The 14,681-nt window shown below is 49.4% G+C and carries 16 protein-coding genes; 9 read left to right on the forward strand and 7 right to left on the reverse strand.

Annotated elements, in window-relative coordinates; genetic code table 11:
* Window positions 1–326: 326 nt before the first annotated feature.
* Genes ACE3MQ_RS03595 through mnmL form a run of 4 tightly spaced genes read right to left on the reverse strand, consistent with a single transcriptional unit; the run spans window position 327 to window position 3,259 of the window.
* A complete protein-coding gene (locus ACE3MQ_RS03595) occupies window positions 327–1,253 on the reverse strand; it encodes an alpha/beta hydrolase (RefSeq protein WP_379390749.1) in 927 nt (308 codons plus the stop codon).
* Window positions 1,254–1,276: 23 nt separating this feature from the next.
* The gene (locus ACE3MQ_RS03600; RefSeq protein ID WP_379390751.1) at window positions 1,277–1,678 is read right to left on the reverse strand and encodes a VOC family protein; all 402 of its coding nucleotides are present in this window, start codon (window positions 1,676–1,678) and stop codon (window positions 1,277–1,279) included.
* Between the two features lie 47 nt (window positions 1,679–1,725).
* Window positions 1,726–2,307: a tRNA 5-(aminomethyl)-2-thiouridylate-methyltransferase MnmM gene (gene mnmM / locus ACE3MQ_RS03605; protein ID WP_379390753.1), complete on the reverse strand. Its 582-nt coding sequence runs from the start codon at window positions 2,305–2,307 to the stop codon at window positions 1,726–1,728.
* Window position 2,308: 1 nt separating this feature from the next.
* The gene (mnmL, locus tag ACE3MQ_RS03610) at window positions 2,309–3,259 is read right to left on the reverse strand and encodes a tRNA modification radical SAM protein MnmL/YtqA (protein WP_379390755.1); all 951 of its coding nucleotides are present in this window, start codon (window positions 3,257–3,259) and stop codon (window positions 2,309–2,311) included.
* Between the two features lie 375 nt (window positions 3,260–3,634).
* Here mnmL and trmB point away from each other — a divergent pair, with 375 nt between their 5' ends.
* On the forward strand, window positions 3,635–4,342 hold the full coding sequence (gene trmB / locus ACE3MQ_RS03615; RefSeq protein ID WP_379390757.1) for a tRNA (guanosine(46)-N7)-methyltransferase TrmB: 708 nt from the start codon (window positions 3,635–3,637) through the stop codon (window positions 4,340–4,342).
* A gap of 115 nt (window positions 4,343–4,457) precedes the next feature.
* Here the strand turns inward: trmB and ACE3MQ_RS03620 are convergent, their stop codons facing one another.
* Both ACE3MQ_RS03620 and ACE3MQ_RS03625 read right to left on the reverse strand, forming a co-directional pair.
* Window positions 4,458–5,591, reverse strand: coding sequence for an MGDG synthase family glycosyltransferase (locus ACE3MQ_RS03620; protein ID WP_379390759.1), 1,134 nt, complete (start codon window positions 5,589–5,591; stop codon window positions 4,458–4,460).
* A 52-nt stretch (window positions 5,592–5,643) separates the two neighbouring features.
* A complete protein-coding gene (locus tag ACE3MQ_RS03625; protein WP_379390761.1) occupies window positions 5,644–6,171 on the reverse strand; it encodes a phosphatase PAP2 family protein in 528 nt (175 codons plus the stop codon).
* A gap of 618 nt (window positions 6,172–6,789) precedes the next feature.
* Between ACE3MQ_RS03625 and ACE3MQ_RS03630 the strand changes: the two genes are divergently transcribed.
* From ACE3MQ_RS03630 to ACE3MQ_RS03650, 5 genes are all read left to right on the forward strand, one after another.
* Window positions 6,790–8,028, forward strand: a complete 1,239-nt coding sequence (locus ACE3MQ_RS03630) for a glycosyltransferase family 2 protein (protein WP_379390763.1) — start codon at window positions 6,790–6,792, stop codon at window positions 8,026–8,028.
* A 262-nt stretch (window positions 8,029–8,290) separates the two neighbouring features.
* The gene (gene infC, locus ACE3MQ_RS03635) at window positions 8,291–8,785 is read left to right on the forward strand and encodes a translation initiation factor IF-3 (protein ID WP_379390765.1); all 495 of its coding nucleotides are present in this window, start codon (window positions 8,291–8,293) and stop codon (window positions 8,783–8,785) included.
* A gap of 76 nt (window positions 8,786–8,861) precedes the next feature.
* A complete protein-coding gene (gene rpmI, locus ACE3MQ_RS03640) occupies window positions 8,862–9,062 on the forward strand; it encodes a 50S ribosomal protein L35 (RefSeq protein ID WP_019639356.1) in 201 nt (66 codons plus the stop codon).
* Between the two features lie 30 nt (window positions 9,063–9,092).
* On the forward strand, window positions 9,093–9,452 hold the full coding sequence (gene rplT, locus ACE3MQ_RS03645) for a 50S ribosomal protein L20 (protein ID WP_125084392.1): 360 nt from the start codon (window positions 9,093–9,095) through the stop codon (window positions 9,450–9,452).
* Between the two features lie 311 nt (window positions 9,453–9,763).
* Window positions 9,764–10,078, forward strand: coding sequence for a hypothetical protein (locus ACE3MQ_RS03650; RefSeq protein ID WP_379390768.1), 315 nt, complete (start codon window positions 9,764–9,766; stop codon window positions 10,076–10,078).
* A 15-nt stretch (window positions 10,079–10,093) separates the two neighbouring features.
* Here the strand turns inward: ACE3MQ_RS03650 and ACE3MQ_RS03655 are convergent, their stop codons facing one another.
* The gene (locus ACE3MQ_RS03655; protein WP_379390770.1) at window positions 10,094–10,549 is read right to left on the reverse strand and encodes a GNAT family N-acetyltransferase; all 456 of its coding nucleotides are present in this window, start codon (window positions 10,547–10,549) and stop codon (window positions 10,094–10,096) included.
* A 686-nt stretch (window positions 10,550–11,235) separates the two neighbouring features.
* Between ACE3MQ_RS03655 and ilvB the strand changes: the two genes are divergently transcribed.
* The 3 genes from ilvB (at window position 11,236) to ilvC (ending at window position 14,621) form a co-directional block, all read left to right on the forward strand.
* Window positions 11,236–12,981, forward strand: coding sequence for a biosynthetic-type acetolactate synthase large subunit (gene ilvB, locus ACE3MQ_RS03660; protein ID WP_379390772.1), 1,746 nt, complete (start codon window positions 11,236–11,238; stop codon window positions 12,979–12,981).
* Window positions 12,981–13,475 (forward strand): acetolactate synthase small subunit, encoded by a 495-nt coding sequence (gene ilvN, locus ACE3MQ_RS03665; protein WP_379390774.1) that lies wholly within the window; start codon window positions 12,981–12,983, stop codon window positions 13,473–13,475. Before ilvB ends, ilvN begins: the two co-directional genes overlap by 1 nt.
* Window positions 13,476–13,628: 153 nt before the next feature.
* The gene (ilvC, locus tag ACE3MQ_RS03670; RefSeq protein WP_379390776.1) at window positions 13,629–14,621 is read left to right on the forward strand and encodes a ketol-acid reductoisomerase; all 993 of its coding nucleotides are present in this window, start codon (window positions 13,629–13,631) and stop codon (window positions 14,619–14,621) included.
* The last annotated feature ends 60 nt before the right edge of the window (window positions 14,622–14,681 follow it).

Raw genomic sequence — 14,681 nt, forward strand, 5'->3', positions numbered from 1 at the left:
TTCTTGTCGTTAGATTACAGTTTTAAAGGTGGTAGGGGCTAAGAGCAATGCTTTAGGTGCATGAAATACAGTTATTTCGAGGAAATGCGGCAAAAGAGCTGAAATAAATACAAGAAATGCACTTAGATCCAGCAGTGTGCCGATTTTTGAGCAGGCCAAGCTAAATCGGCATCACGCCAATTTTAAGCAGGTCGGGGTAAAACCCGCAAGCAAAAGAACTGCAAAGAACTGCAAAGAACCGTCCGGTGGCTTCTGAACTACACCTCCAATGCTAGATCGTGTCTAACAATTGGAATGCAGTTCATTGCCGGACGGTTCTTTTATGTCTAGACGTGGCGCTCCAGCCAGTTGACGAGATCACGCATGACCTCGTCCCGGTTCGTCTCGTTCAGCATTTCATGCCGGCCTCCCGGATAGAGCTTGAGCTCGATGTCCCGGATCAGCAGCAGATTGTACAGCGCAGCAAGCTTCTTTACGCCATCGCCCCGCAAGCCTACCGGATCCTCGTCGCCGCAAAAAATATAGATCGGCTTGTCCTTCGGAATTCCTCTCATCCGTTTAGGCCGATGGATTTCTTGCAATAAGGAGAAGAAGCCATGAAAGAAGCCGGCACTGCACAGAAACCCGCAATTGGGGTCATTCACGTAGTTATCCACTTCAGCTTCGTCCCGGGAGAGCCAGTCAAACGGCGTGCGGGGCGGGAGAAAGCGTTTGTTGTAAGCTCCGAATACAAGGGCATTGAGCATTAAGCTTGGATGGCGCTCCCCTTGCAGGAGGCATTGCAGCCGGGCCAGCCTCTCACCCAAGGCAAGCATGCTGCGCGGCCCGTTTGTCCCGGACAGAAGGAAGCCGGAATAAGGCTCCGGCGCGGTATACATTATTTTTTGCGTCAGGAAAGAGCCCATGCTGTGCCCCAGCAAAAATAAGGGCAAATCGGGGTGCTGCTCCCGGATGATCGCACTAAGCGCACTCATATCCCGCACCATGCCGCCGAACCCATCTTTGCCGATACAGCCCAGCTCAGCCTCTTCTCCAGCCGTTCTTCCATGCCCTCTATGGTCGTTAGCGTAAACGATCCAGCCCTTTGCAGTAAGCACGTTTGCGAGACGCTCATAGCGTTTAGCCGTTTCAGCCATGCCATGTGCGATTTGCAGCACGCCTGTAGGCGGGATGAAGGTATCCTGCGGAGACCACTGATAGACGAACACTTCCTTTTGCGCATCATTTGTGAAAGTAAAAGCTTGCTCGAGCAACCGCTACACCCCTTTTTGTATCATTATTCCGCTAAATGCACGGGTTCAAAAAACTCGATCCGCTCTCCGTCGGGCCCATTAAAGAAAAAGAGGCGGCTGCCGTTTGAAATCGAACGGATCTCAGGATCCAAGCCCGATAGGCCTAAGCCGGCAATTCGTTTGTATTCCTCCTCAATATGGCTGACGGTAAAGGCGATATGATGCACGCGCCCTTCGCTTGGCAGCTCCTCGCCGCCCCGGACGTAAATCAATTCGATCTCCACGTTTTCCTGGCCCGGGAAGGCGAGAAAGGCCAGGCGCAGCTCGTCCTCCACTTCGCCGAGAATATACAGCAGCTTCAGACCGATCACCCGCTCATAGAACTCGATGGAATCCTCCAGCGCAGAGACCCGGATGCCGATGTGTTCAATTTTCCGAATCGTCATATTAAACTCCCCTTCATTTTTTGGTAAGGATATATGTCCAATCGCCGCTACCTTTTTTCGATGGCGATCAAATAGGGTGCGGTTGGCTTTTGGATTTGCCGATACACGATCGCTTGCCCGGTAGAGGCAGGAAGTGAAGCAGCCCACTGCTCTACTGCGTTTGCTTCCGCGTCTCCTCCTGCATGTCCCGGGTAAAGAACGATCGTGATAATACCTCTCGGCCGCAGCAGCCTTAGGCTGGATTTCAGTGCCGCCAGCGTGCTGTCCGTCAGTGTAATGACATTAGCGTCAGCTCCCTCGGCAGGAAGATAGCCGAGATTGAACATGATGGCGCCCACTGTGCCGCGCAGCTCTCCTGGCAGCGCCTCTTCCAACTCCGCATGGCTTCGCTCCAGCAGCGTAACCTCGGCCAGCCGGGCTTCCTGCTCCCGATCCAGCCGTTTCCGAGTAAGAGCAAGCGCCTCCGATTGGATATCGAAGGCATACACCTGCCCGCGCCGGCCGGAAATACGAGCGAGGAAGAGGGTGTCCTGGCCGGTGCCCGCCGTAGCGTCGATCGCCCGATCTCCCGGCTGCAGCCGTTCGCCGATCAGCTTATGGGCGAAGCTCAGTACAGACATGAAGCCCATCTCATCCCCTCCAGTATTTTCCTTGCCAGGTGTCGCGTTGTCTCAGCTCATCATCGATCGCGTTCAGCACTTCCCATTTCTTCAAGCTCCACAACGGGCCGATGAGAAGCTCCCTTGGCGCATCGCCGGTGAGACGGTGAACGATCATTTCAGGAGGGAGAAATTCAAGTGTATCGGCGATGAGCTTCACGTACTCGTCCTTCTCCAGGAAACGAAGCAGCCCCGCTTCATATTGCTTGACCATTGGCGTCTTGCGCATCAAATGCAGCAGGTGAATTTTGATGCCCTGCACATCCATAGCCGCTACGGCTCGGCCGGTCTCCAGCATCATTTCATGGCTTTCCTGCGGCAGCCCGTAAATGATATGCGTGCATACACGAATATTGCGTGCCCGCAGCTTCTCGACCGCATCCAAATAACATTGCGTATCGTGGGCCCGGTTAATCAGCTGGGAAGTGGATTCGTGAATGCTTTGCAGCCCCATCTCAACCCAAAGATAAGTTCTTTCATTGAGCTCGGCCAAATAGTCGATAACATCGTCAGGCAGGCAGTCCGGACGCGTAGCGATCGACAAGCCGACTACGCCCGGCTGCTCCAGAATGGCTTCGTAGTACTCTCTCAGCACCTCGACCGGAGCATACGTGTTGGTGTAGGCCTGGAAGTAGCCGATGTATTTGGCCTGAGGCCATTTTAAATGCTGTCTGTCACGAATTTTGTTGAATTGTGTCACAAGATCATCGCGTCTGCTGCCCGCAAAATCACCGGAACCTCGGGAGCTGCAGAACGTGCAGCCGCCTTTGGCGATGGAGCCGTCCCGGTTTGGGCAGGTGAAGCCCGCATCCAGCATGACTTTGAATATTTTTCCGCCAAACTGCTCGCGCATCTCGGAATTCCAGGTGTGAAAACGTTTATCTCCCCATAGCTTGGGAGAGGAAATTAGTTCTATATTCATCATAACTCCTTTATATTGTCACAAATTGTCACAAAAATGTGCTGTATGAAACAATTCCCGTTAAGCCGCATTAATTTGGGGTTGCCATTGCTTTATTGTATCAAAATATGTGGAAAAATGGGAACCGGCCCACGCTACTTTCTTGCGATAGATTACAGATTATGTTATTTTGAATGTATTACAAATTAGGTTTGGACCCCAATTCCAAATATATCGAAAAAGGAATCTTCGTAAACCGTCTCCCCGGCGGCCGTGAGATTCCTTTTTCACTGTTCTCCCCTTTACAAGAGAGGCGATCTTCGGCACAATAATTGCAGTATCAGAAAACTTGTGGCATGAGCTACAGTCATGGAATATAGAAAGCGGAGGAATGACATGCGGTTACGCGGCAGAAAAGGAATTCGGGAAAACCTGGAGCAGCAGAAACATCTCGTTATCTTGGATCCACGGGAATACAAGGGACGCTGGTCTGAGGTTTTTGGCAACGACCGCCCGATTCATATCGAGCTGGGAATGGGAAAAGGACAGTTTATAAGCGGGATGAGTGTGAAGCACCCGGATGTTAATTTTATAGGCATGGACATGTATGATGAGCTGATTCGCAGAGCGAGCGAGAAGGTGCGCGGAGTCTGGCAGGAGCGGGGGCAGGAGGAACCGCAAAGCGTAAGGCTGGCGCTGGGAAATATTGAATCGATCGAGGAGTTCTTCTCGCCGGGGGAAATAGAACGGATTTATTTGAATTTCAGCGATCCGTGGCCGAAAAAGAAACATGGCCGCCGCCGGCTGACTCATCCGAGATTTTTGAATAAATATCGCTCCTTGCTCAACGAGAACGGAGAGATTCACTTCAAGACGGATTCAAGGGCGCTGTTCCAGTTCTCCTTGAACGCATTTGCGGCTTGTGGGCTGCAAATGAACAACATCTCGCTGGATTTGCATCATGAAGGCATCAACGAAGAGCATGTCATGACCGAATACGAGACCAAATTCGTCAATCAGGGCGTGAATATTCACCGCTGCGAGGTCATTATTGGAGAAGCGGCTCTGTCTCGCTATCATGAGCATAAGATGGAGCAGTTCTAAAGCCTTGAGTTTGAACATAGAACAGGCCACCGATCAGTCGGTGGCCTGTTTGCTTGGGAAGAGGACTGGCTCCACAAGGCGGGGCGCATCTCATTGATATTCATTTTCTTTCTCTTCAGGAGGGCACTTTATTCTCTTCCAGCAAGTCCATGATCACTTGGGCGCTTTGCATCGGATGGTATTTGGCGATTTGCTCCAGCACCTTCTCCCTAGCAAGGCTAACCTCCTCGTAATGATCGGTCAGCCGGTAGATCCATTCCGTAATATCGTCCAGCGAGTTGATCAAAGTTCCCCATCCCTGCGATTCGAAATAATGGGAATTTTCCTCCTCCTGTCCGGGGAGCGGCTTGTGAAACAACATCGGTATGCCTTTAGCCAAGCCTTCTGTACAGGTCATGCCCCCGGGCTTCGTAATCAGCAGGTCGGACACTTCCATTAATTTATCAATTTCTCGGGTGAAGCCGAGAAGGCGGATGTTGGGATGAATGAATCGGGGATCTTTTTTCATCTTCTCCAGCGATTTCTGATTGCTTCCGAAGCAAAAAATGACCTGGATTTTATCGCTATGCATAGCGAGTAATGAATTGACCGCCTCATCCTTCATAAATCCCCAGCCGCCGCCCATGACTAGGACAGTAGGCATATCTTTGAGAGCGAACTGTCGGCGGATATCTTCCTTGCTATGTCTCTCCCAGAAGTTCGGATGAACGGGAATGCCGGTTATCCGGATTTTACTCTCATCTACCTCTCGTTCAAGCAGCTTCTCTTTGACCTGCTCCGTAGAGACTAGATAACAGTTCACTTCCCGGCTGACCCATGTCCCATGCGCGTCATAATCCGTTATGACGGTACAAAGGGGGACGTTCAGCCCAAGCCGCTTCATTCGCGAAATGACGGCGCTCGGAATCGGATGGGTGCATACGATTACATCGGGATGCAGCTGGCGGATAATCTGGGTAGTTCTGGTATAAAATATTCGATGAAGCGCCGCTGTCGTCAATCGGTTCAAGGATCTTTTATAATTGCTTCGGTACATCATCCGTACGAGACGTGGCTGCGATGACACCGTTTTTTTGTAGGCCGTAATAATCAGTGGAGCCATTCTAGGATTTAGAAAGCTGCCAAGTTCCAGAACCTTCGTTTGAATGTGAGGTGCCAGCTTGCGTAGACTGCTGGAAAGCGCATAGGCTGCTTGGGTATGACCGGCTCCAAATCCCTCAGATAAAAGCAAGACTCTTTGTTTAGACACTTTAGTTTCACCTTTTCTCGGAAGGTTTTTCCTCGACTTAACAATATCCCCTTTAAGGCCATAATGCAACTGTACCAAAGACCGTTAAAGTACCTACAGCGGCGCCTGCCAGGACGTCCGAAGGGTAATGCAAGCCGAGATATATTCTAGATATGCCAACCAACAGCGCAATCGGTCCTAGTATGAACGCGAGCCCCGGTTCGAGCAGCATGAACGGCATCGTCACGGAGAAGATCGCTGTCGTATGGCCTGATGGAAAAGAATGATCCGTCAGTGGATTGCGGAATGTCTTTGTACCCGGAAGGGTTAAATAAGGACGAACCCGCGGATAAGTCTTCTTGGCAAGCGCTACGGGAATATGGCTGGCAGCCAGCGCCACGCAGGACTGAAGACCTACGGTGCTCCAAGGCTTCGGTGTCAGGATCCACACAAGGAGCGAGGAACTGATCGTAAATGTGGCCCCGCCCAAATGAGTCAGGTAATAAAGCCAAAAATTTAGAAAGCTACCGTGCAGGCGGCCGTTAATTCCCACAAAAAGCTTTTGATCCAGCTGTTTTAATATTTGTAATAATCGAGTCATATAATCCCTCCGCGCTATAGTTGACCGCGAGTACGGCCCAAGAAACTGCTATGGGTCCAATCCGTCAAACGCAGCAAGGCATTTTCAGGTTAGACTTATCATATTTTTATTCCGTGATCATTTCAAGGACGGAGGTCTTTTTTTGTTTGAAGTCATTACCCGAATTTTGACTTTACGCCTATCCACCCTATACAATGATTCAAATCATACCAAAAAAGTTTAAAGTAAAATGAGCAATTTAGTAAACTTTTATCCTTTATTTTTCGTTTATGTTAACAAGAGGCTGTGTGTATGGCTGCTCACGCTCATATTTCATCAGGTTCAGATGAAATAAAAAACGCCAAAATTGATGAAAATAAGAAATAACCGCACCCTGTGCAGGTAGCGGTGGCGTCGTATGCGAATATAGCGCGACTTCGCTTGTATTTGCGGAAGGATGGCGCGAGATGAACTTTGACAAATGCTGCAAAGTCATAGAAAATCTTAATGCGCTACAGAAGAATTATTTTTTACAGAATCGATGAATACGCAGGGTCATGGCAATGAGAAACAGAAATCCCACTTAGAGAAAAAAAGAATCGTAAATTTAAAAGGGGTTAAAGGGGGTAATACGAAATCATGATGGACACCATTTTGATATCGTTGCAAATCGTACTGGCCGTAATTGGAGTGTATCAATTTGGTTTGGCGTTGTTCGGAATGTACAAGAAAAAGAAAAAAGTGCATTACCCGCCAACAAAGTCATTTGCGGTGCTTGTAGCCGCGCACAACGAGGAGACCGTAGTCGGAGCCTTGATGGAGAACCTGAAGCAGTTGAATTATCCGAAAGAGCTTTACGATGTGTTTGTTATTTGTGACAACTGTACCGACAGAACGGTAGATATCGTGCGCAATCACGGCATGAATGCTTGCATTCGCACGAATGAGAATTTGCGGGGCAAGGGCTACGCGATTGAATGGATGCTGAAGCAGCTCTGGAAAATGCCGCGCCAATATGATGCGGTCGTCATGTTCGACGCTGATAACCTGGCGCATCCCGATTTCCTGAGCGAAATGAATAATGATTTGTGCTCCGGCGCTCGCGTCATTCAAGGCTATATCGATACGAAAAATCCGGAGGATTCCTGGATCACTGCCGCCTACGGCATTTCCTACTGGTACTGCAACCGCCTATGGCAGCTGTCGCGTCACAATTTGGGCCTGGCAAACTTCCTTGGCGGAACGGGCATGTGCTTTGAGACGGAGCTCCTGAAGGAAATCGGCTGGGGCGCAACGAGCCTGGTAGAGGATCTCGAGTTCACGATGCGCTGCGTCGAGAAAGGGATTCACCCCGTATTCAACTATGACGCGAAGCTGTTCGACGAGAAGCCGCTCACATTCAAAGCGTCGGCACGCCAGCGCTTGCGCTGGATGCAGGGGCACTTTACGGTGGCCCGCCGCTATTTCTTCCCGCTTCTTTGGCAGAGCATCAAGGAGCGGAGCATGGTGAAGCTGGACATGGCGCTTTACGGGGCGAACGTATACATCGTGCTCATTACGTTCTTGCTCACGGCCTTGATTTGGATCGACCAATCCTTCTTTAACGGGCCGAATATCGCGACGCTGTACGGATATTTGCCGCTGTGGATATCGTTTGTCGCGATTGCGGCCAACGTATTCATTTTCCTTGCCGCGATGGTGCTGGAGCAGGTTAAGTCGAAGAAGGTATATGCTTATCTCGTCTTGTTCCCACTGTACCTGATCTCGTGGTGGCCGATTACTTTTTATGCGTTCTTTACGCAAAACAACAAGCAGTGGAGCCACACCGAGCATACGCGCGTCGTCCGCTTGGAGGAAGTTCAGAGCAAGCAAGGTTAATGCTTGACTATTGCTTGATCATGTGGTAAATTATTTGAGCATGGAAAAAAGAAATGGATTGTAAGCAGAGGCGCTGTCTTCTCACCTGTCCGATGATGTCGGCTGGTTTTGATCCGATGACTTATGAATGTTGATATTCATGATGAATTGATGATCAATCTGGGATGCGGGTGTACGCCTGCATCCCTTATTTATTTTTTAAAAACAGGTCATAAAGACCGAAGATTAATAGTGGAGGTGTAGAATTATCAGTAAGGAACATTTGATCAATGATGAGATACGGGCGAAGGAAGTCCGTTTGGTAGGCGCTGAAGGTGAACAAATCGGCATTAAGCCGATCCGCGAGGCACTGCAAATGGCCATCGATCTGAATCTGGATTTGGTGAACGTGGCGCCGACGGCTAAGCCGCCGGTATGCCGAATCATGGATTACGGCAAATTCCGTTACGAGCAGCAGAAGAAAGAGAAGGAAGCCCGTAAGAATCAGAAGACAGTGGACATTAAGGAAGTATGGTTTCGTGCGAATATTGACGAGCATGACTTCCAGACCAAACTGCGCAATGTGATCAAATTTTTAAAAGATGGCGACAAGGTGAAATGCTCGGTGCGTTTCCGTGGCCGTGAAATTGCTCATGCCGACATCGGAAAGAAAATTCTGGATCGCGTGAAAGATGAGGTTGCAGAAATTTCTTCGATTGAGCGGATTCCTAAGCTGGAAGGCCGCAGCATGATCATGATTTTGGCACCGAAAAACTAATTGCGCGCTTACGCGGAGCTTCGCTGATCAGGAGCTGCTGCTAAGCTGTGCCCACAAACTTTGAGGGGGAAGTACAATGCCTAAAATGAAAACCCACAGCAGCCTGAAAGGCCGCTTTAAAATTACAGGATCGGGTAAAGTTAGACGTTACAAAGCGAACCGCAACCACCTGCTGTCCCACAAGTCAAACCGTCGTAAACGCGTTCTGGCGAACAGCCCTGTAGCTTATGCTGGGGATGTTAGACGTTTGAAACAGCAACTTGCAAATCTGAAGTAATTCACTTAAATTTCTGGGAGGTTTATTGATATGGCAAGAGTAAAAGGCGGATTCGTTGTTCGTCGTCGTCATAAAAAAGTATTGAAGCTTGCTAAAGGTTACTTTGGCTCGAAACACCGTATTTTCAAAACAGCTAACGAGCAGGTTATGAAATCCCTGCTGTACGCATATCGTGACCGTCGTACGAAAAAACGCGATTTCCGCAGATTGTGGATCGTGCGTATCAATGCTGCAGCTCGTATGAACGGACTGACTTACAGCAAATTGATGCACGGCTTGAAGCTGGCTGAGGTGAACATCAACCGCAAAATGCTGGCTGATCTCGCTGTTAACGATTTGAACGCATTCAACTCTTTGGCTGCTGTAGCTAAAGAGAAAATCAACGCATAATTATTCTATAGCGCAGGACAGGCGCCCCTTTGGGGCGCCTGTTTTTATTGTGTTTCTTAGAAACAGGATAGCCTAGTTCAAGTGGAACAACTCCGCTGCCGTATGGCAAGCTGTCTTTGACTACAACTCGCCAGTATTTTTGTAAAGGCGGGTGTTGCCGCTTTTTTACATAGGTAAAGGCGATGGTGGAAGCGAAAGAACCTCCTGATGAATACACTGACATGAAGACGAAGCGAATGTTTGAAGGGCGCGATGGCTGATCGTTTTGTCTCGGATCTAGAAGTAAACTCTATTGGAGGAGGAAGATAGACGTGAGCAAATCGGTTACGAGAAAGGAAGCCGAGAAGTGGCTTGGCAAATCGATTACTGCCGTCAAGAAGGATGGAAGTATCGTTACGGGCAAACTGGTCAAAATAAGCGGTAATCGTCTTATCGTTCGCCAACCCGGCAAAAAAGTAAAGACGAAGGCACTCATTCCTCTTGTTTTATTTGATTTGCTTGCCATCGGAACGGCCCCTTACGGCTACGGCTATGGTTACGGGGGATATCCTTACGGTTACGGCTATGGCTACGGAGGATACGGAGGATACGGCTACGGGGGCTATCCATACGGCTATTATCGATAGTCGTCAGCAAGCGGCTTAGAGCCGATGAAGCAGTCTCTTTTCGAGCTCATAGCATCGGGAAAGGGGAATATATCGGACGACTTCATATCCGGACTTTTGGTAAAAAAGGTGGGCCCGGGCATTATCCTGGTCCACCATCACCTTTGCTCGAGTACAGCCTCTAGAGCCTGCCAGATTTTCAGCGTGCGCGATTAAGGTTTTGCCATGACGCTTGCGCTGCTGATGGGAAGCGACGGCCATCATATCGATGTACAGCAGCTCACCATGGATCATGAAATGGATAAAAGCTACCGGATCAGCTTCATAATCGGGCGAGGCGACAAGCGTTACGCCACGTGTAAGCCGCTTGGGAATATCCTGAATCACCTTTTCCAAATCCGGCTGGGACATGCTCGAATGGGGGACAAGCTCTTTCTTGATAAGATGGAAGATCACCGGATCATCCTGTTTAGGTCTTCTATATCGGATCATTCGCCCGCACTCCTCCTTGCCCTGCGTATTTAGGCACTTTAATACATCATATGAAGAAGCAGAGCGGATGGGTTCCAGCAATAATCAATCTTCTCTCGTTAAAGGAATATAATTCCTGGGAGGAGCTTAAAAGTCAAAGAAAGGGCTCGGAAAAATAAGTTTGAAAAAAACCTTTTATCCCTGTAATTCAGCAGTGTGGTGAGGTGTTTTTGAGAATAGCGCCAAAACAAGTGGCAAAAGGGTATTGACTCTATGCGTGAACTAATCATATAATGTGTCTAAACATTTTTAACGTTTATAGTAAATCTGCGATGAAGAGGACGAAGGTTTAAGGGCTCTTTGCTCAGAGAGTGGATGGATTTGCTGAGACCACCCGCCATTACCCCTTAAATGCGAGCTCACCTCGGAGCTGTTTTCCTGAAAAGCGAAGCCGGAGAATGATCATCATGATATTTCTGCTGCGAGCCTATTAGGGAAAATCGTTAGGTCTGCGTTAGAGACCACGGGTAAGGACATAGCTGTCTCTACTCGTCAAGGCTTGGCACTGTGAAGCGTCAGGTGAACATGGGTGGTACCACGGAAGCGATAACCTTTCGTCCCTCGGAACAGGAGACTGTTCTGGCGGGCGGAAGGTTTTTTTGTTGTATTTCTTTAGAAATACTTAAATTTTGGAAGGAGGATGACTGATGAGCGCGCAAATACCAGCAGTGCGGTCTACAGAACAATTACGTGAGAAATGGATGAAACCGGAAGTCATTTCGGGATCAGAAATATTACTTCGGAGTTTGGTGTTGGAAGGTGTCGAATGCGTCTTCGGTTACCCGGGTGGGGCCGTATTGTACATCTACGATGCACTGTATGGATTTAAGGATTTTCATCACTTGCTGACAAGACATGAGCAGGGAGCGATTCATGCGGCGGACGGCTACGCGCGGGCGAGCGGCAAAGTAGGCGTGTGCATCGCAACTTCGGGACCGGGAGCGACGAATACGGTTACCGGTATTGCTACAGCGTTCATGGACTCGGTGCCTCTGGTGGTCATTACCGGGAACGTCGTATCTAGTTTGATTGGTACGGATGCCTTCCAGGAAGCGGATATTACCGGCATTACGATGCCGATTACGAAGCATAGCTATCTGGTTCGTAGCGTAGAGGAATTGCCGCGTGTCATTCATGAAGCATTCCACATCGCGAATACGGGTCGCAAGGGGCCGGTATTGATCGACATTCCGAAGGACGTATCCGCGAACAAGACTTTGTTCGAGCCGGTTCAAAGCATTAACCTTCGCGGCTATAATCCTAAGGTTGTTCCGAACCATCATCAATTGGAAAAGGTAGCAGCGGCGATTCAAGAAGCGGAGCGTCCGGTGATCCTTGCTGGCGGGGGTGTCGTATACTCCGGAGGCCATGAAGAACTGCTTGAGTTCGTTACTCGGACGGAAATTCCCATCACGACTACGCTTCTAGGCTTAGGAGCATTCCCGAGCGGAAATCCTCTGTGGATGGGTATGCCGGGAATGCACGGAACGTATACGGCTAACCAGGCCATCCAGCAATCGGATTTGTTGATCAACATCGGGGCCAGGTTCGATGACCGCGTTACAGGACGGCTTGACGGATTTGCTCCTCATGCTAAAGTAGTACACATCGATATCGATCCTGCGGAAATCGGCAAGAACGTGAAGACGGAAATTCCGGTAGTCGGCGATGTGAAGACAGTACTTGAACTCCTCAATCCGTTAGTGGGCCGGAGTGACAAAGCGGATGCTTGGAGAAGCCAAGTTAGTCAATGGATGGCTGATAAGCCTTACAAGTACAAGGATTCGGATACAGTGCTTAAGCCACAATGGGTTATTGAGCTGCTTAATGATACTACGAAGGGCGAGGCGATCGTAACGACTGACGTAGGCCAGCACCAAATGTGGGCCGCTCAGTATTACAAGTTCAATCAGCCGCGTTCCTGGATCACCTCCGGCGGTTTGGGCACGATGGGCTTCGGATTCCCGTCAGCCATCGGTGCGCAAATGGCCCATCCGGATCGCCTCGTTATTTCGATTAACGGTGACGGCGGTATGCAAATGTGCGCTCAAGAGCTTGCAATCTGCGCCATTAACAACATTCCGGTTAAAGTCGTCGTAATCAACAATCAGGTGCTCGGCATGGTGCGCCAGTGGCAAGAGCTGATTTATGAGAATCGCTATAGTCATATCGACTTGGCCGGAAGTCCGGATTTTGTGAAATTGGCGGAAGCTTACGGCGTGAAGGGTCTGCGGGCTACGAATAAGGAAGAAGCAAAGCAGGCCTGGCAGGAAGCCATGGACACGCCGGGGCCGGTGCTGGTGGAATTCGTGGTTAGCAAAGGGGAAAACGTATATCCGATGGTCACCCAGGGTTCCACTATTGATCAAATGCTGATGGGGGACTGTGAATAATGACGACGACAATGACAAGCCATACGATAGCGGTGTTAGTGAATGACCAGCCTGGCGTTCTGCAGCGTGTGTCCGGCCTGTTCGGCCGACGCGGCTTCAATATCGAGAGCATTACGGTGGGTCAGTCGGAAGAAGAAGGATTGTCCCGGATGGTCATTGTGACCCAAGGCGACGACAAGACGCTTGAACAAATCGAGAAACAATTGTATAAACTCATCGATGTTATTAAAGTCGTTAATCTTAGCTCCAAACCGATGGTAGCCCGGGAATTGGCCCTGATTAAAGTAAAATCGGAGCCATCGGAGCGTCCTGAAATTATGGGCGTCGTCGAGACATTCCGCGCTGCTGTAGTTGATATCGGTACAAACAGCATGATCGTGCAGGTTGTCGGCGATACGCAGAAAATCGACGCTATGATCGAGCTGCTTCATCCCTACGGAATACGGGAGCTGTCTCGCACCGGATTGACCGCGATGATCCGCGGCAACGCCTAAGTAAGCTTTATCTTCATTTCCACTTTGGTGAGCGGGGGTTTGAGGGGATCAGATGACACGGTCCTTTGAAACACCCGCTCACCATGGGGATAGAAACTAATATAAGGGAGTCCGCTAAAGGCGGCCCCGTAAATTTTAGGAGGGCTATAAGAAATGGCAGTTACTTTGTACTATGAAAAAGATGCAGAGCTTAGCGTATTGAAAGGAAAAACAATTGCGATTATCGGCTACGGAAGCCAAGGCCATGCTCATGCTCAAAACCTACGTGACAGCGGACTTAACGTAGTTATCGGTCTTCGCGAAGGTAAATCCTTCGACAAAGCGAAAGAAGACGGCTTCGAGGTATTGCCAGTTGCTGAAGCAACTAGCCGTGCAGATGTTGTACAAATTTTGATGCCTGACGAGACTCAAGCGGCGGTATACCATAGTGAAATTGCTCCTAACCTCAAAAAAGGCGCTGCACTATTGTTCGCTCACGGTTTTAATGTGCATTTTGGACAAATCGTTCCTTCCAAAGACAACGACGTTCTTCTGGTTGCTCCTAAGTCGCCAGGCCACATGGTTCGCCGTACGTATGTTGAAGGCTTCGGCGTTCCTGGGTTGATCGCAATCCACCAGGATGCGACTGGCAAAGCGAAAGAAATCGGTCTTGCTTATGCCAAAGGCATTGGTTGTACTCGTGCAGGGGTTATCGAGACTTCCTTCCGCGAAGAGACAGAAACGGACCTGTTCGGTGAACAAGCTGTTCTGTGCGGCGGCGTAAGCGCCCTGATCAAAGCTGGCTTCGAAACATTGACAGAAGCTGGATATGCTCCAGAAATGGCCTACTTCGAGTGCTTGCATGAATTGAAGCTGATCGTTGACCTGATCTATGAAGGTGGCCTTGCTACGATGCGCGATTCCATCTCCAACACAGCGGAGTATGGTGACTATGTTACAGGTCCTCGCATCGTAACCGAAGAAACGAAGAAAGCGATGAAAGAAGTGCTGGCCGATATCCAACAAGGTAAATTCGCACGCGACTTCATCCTGGAAAACCAATCCAACCGTGCATTCTTAACGGCTACTCGCCGTAACGAAGCCAACCATCCAATCGAAGTTGTTGGTGAAGAGCTTCGCGGTCTGATGCACTGGATCAAGAAATAATACTTTATTTATATGTTTTGAGTAAAGCCGTGGAGATTATTCTCCGCGGCTTTTTTAGAT

Source organism: Paenibacillus lentus, from assembly GCF_042714055.1.
Classification (GTDB): Bacteria; Bacillota; Bacilli; order Paenibacillales; family Paenibacillaceae; genus Fontibacillus; species Fontibacillus lentus_A.

Excerpts from the sequence above, each read along its gene's own strand:
- rplT (WP_125084392.1), top strand. The coding sequence starts at position 9,093 with ATGGCAAGAGTAAAAGGCGGATTCGTTGTTCGTCGTCGTCATAAAAAA.
- ilvB (WP_379390772.1), top strand. The coding sequence starts at position 11,236 with ATGAGCGCGCAAATACCAGCAGTGCGGTCTACAGAACAATTACGTGAG.
- trmB (WP_379390757.1), top strand. The coding sequence starts at position 3,635 with ATGCGGTTACGCGGCAGAAAAGGAATTCGGGAAAACCTGGAGCAGCAG.
- ilvC (WP_379390776.1), top strand. The coding sequence starts at position 13,629 with ATGGCAGTTACTTTGTACTATGAAAAAGATGCAGAGCTTAGCGTATTG.
- ACE3MQ_RS03625 (WP_379390761.1), bottom strand. The coding sequence starts at position 6,171 with ATGACTCGATTATTACAAATATTAAAACAGCTGGATCAAAAGCTTTTT.
- mnmL (WP_379390755.1), bottom strand. The coding sequence starts at position 3,259 with ATGAATATAGAACTAATTTCCTCTCCCAAGCTATGGGGAGATAAACGT.
- rpmI (WP_019639356.1), top strand. The coding sequence starts at position 8,862 with ATGCCTAAAATGAAAACCCACAGCAGCCTGAAAGGCCGCTTTAAAATT.
- ACE3MQ_RS03630 (WP_379390763.1), top strand. The coding sequence starts at position 6,790 with ATGATGGACACCATTTTGATATCGTTGCAAATCGTACTGGCCGTAATT.
- ACE3MQ_RS03600 (WP_379390751.1), bottom strand. The coding sequence starts at position 1,678 with ATGACGATTCGGAAAATTGAACACATCGGCATCCGGGTCTCTGCGCTG.
- mnmM (WP_379390753.1), bottom strand. The coding sequence starts at position 2,307 with ATGGGCTTCATGTCTGTACTGAGCTTCGCCCATAAGCTGATCGGCGAA.
- ACE3MQ_RS03655 (WP_379390770.1), bottom strand. The coding sequence starts at position 10,549 with ATGATCCGATATAGAAGACCTAAACAGGATGATCCGGTGATCTTCCAT.
- ilvN (WP_379390774.1), top strand. The coding sequence starts at position 12,981 with ATGACGACGACAATGACAAGCCATACGATAGCGGTGTTAGTGAATGAC.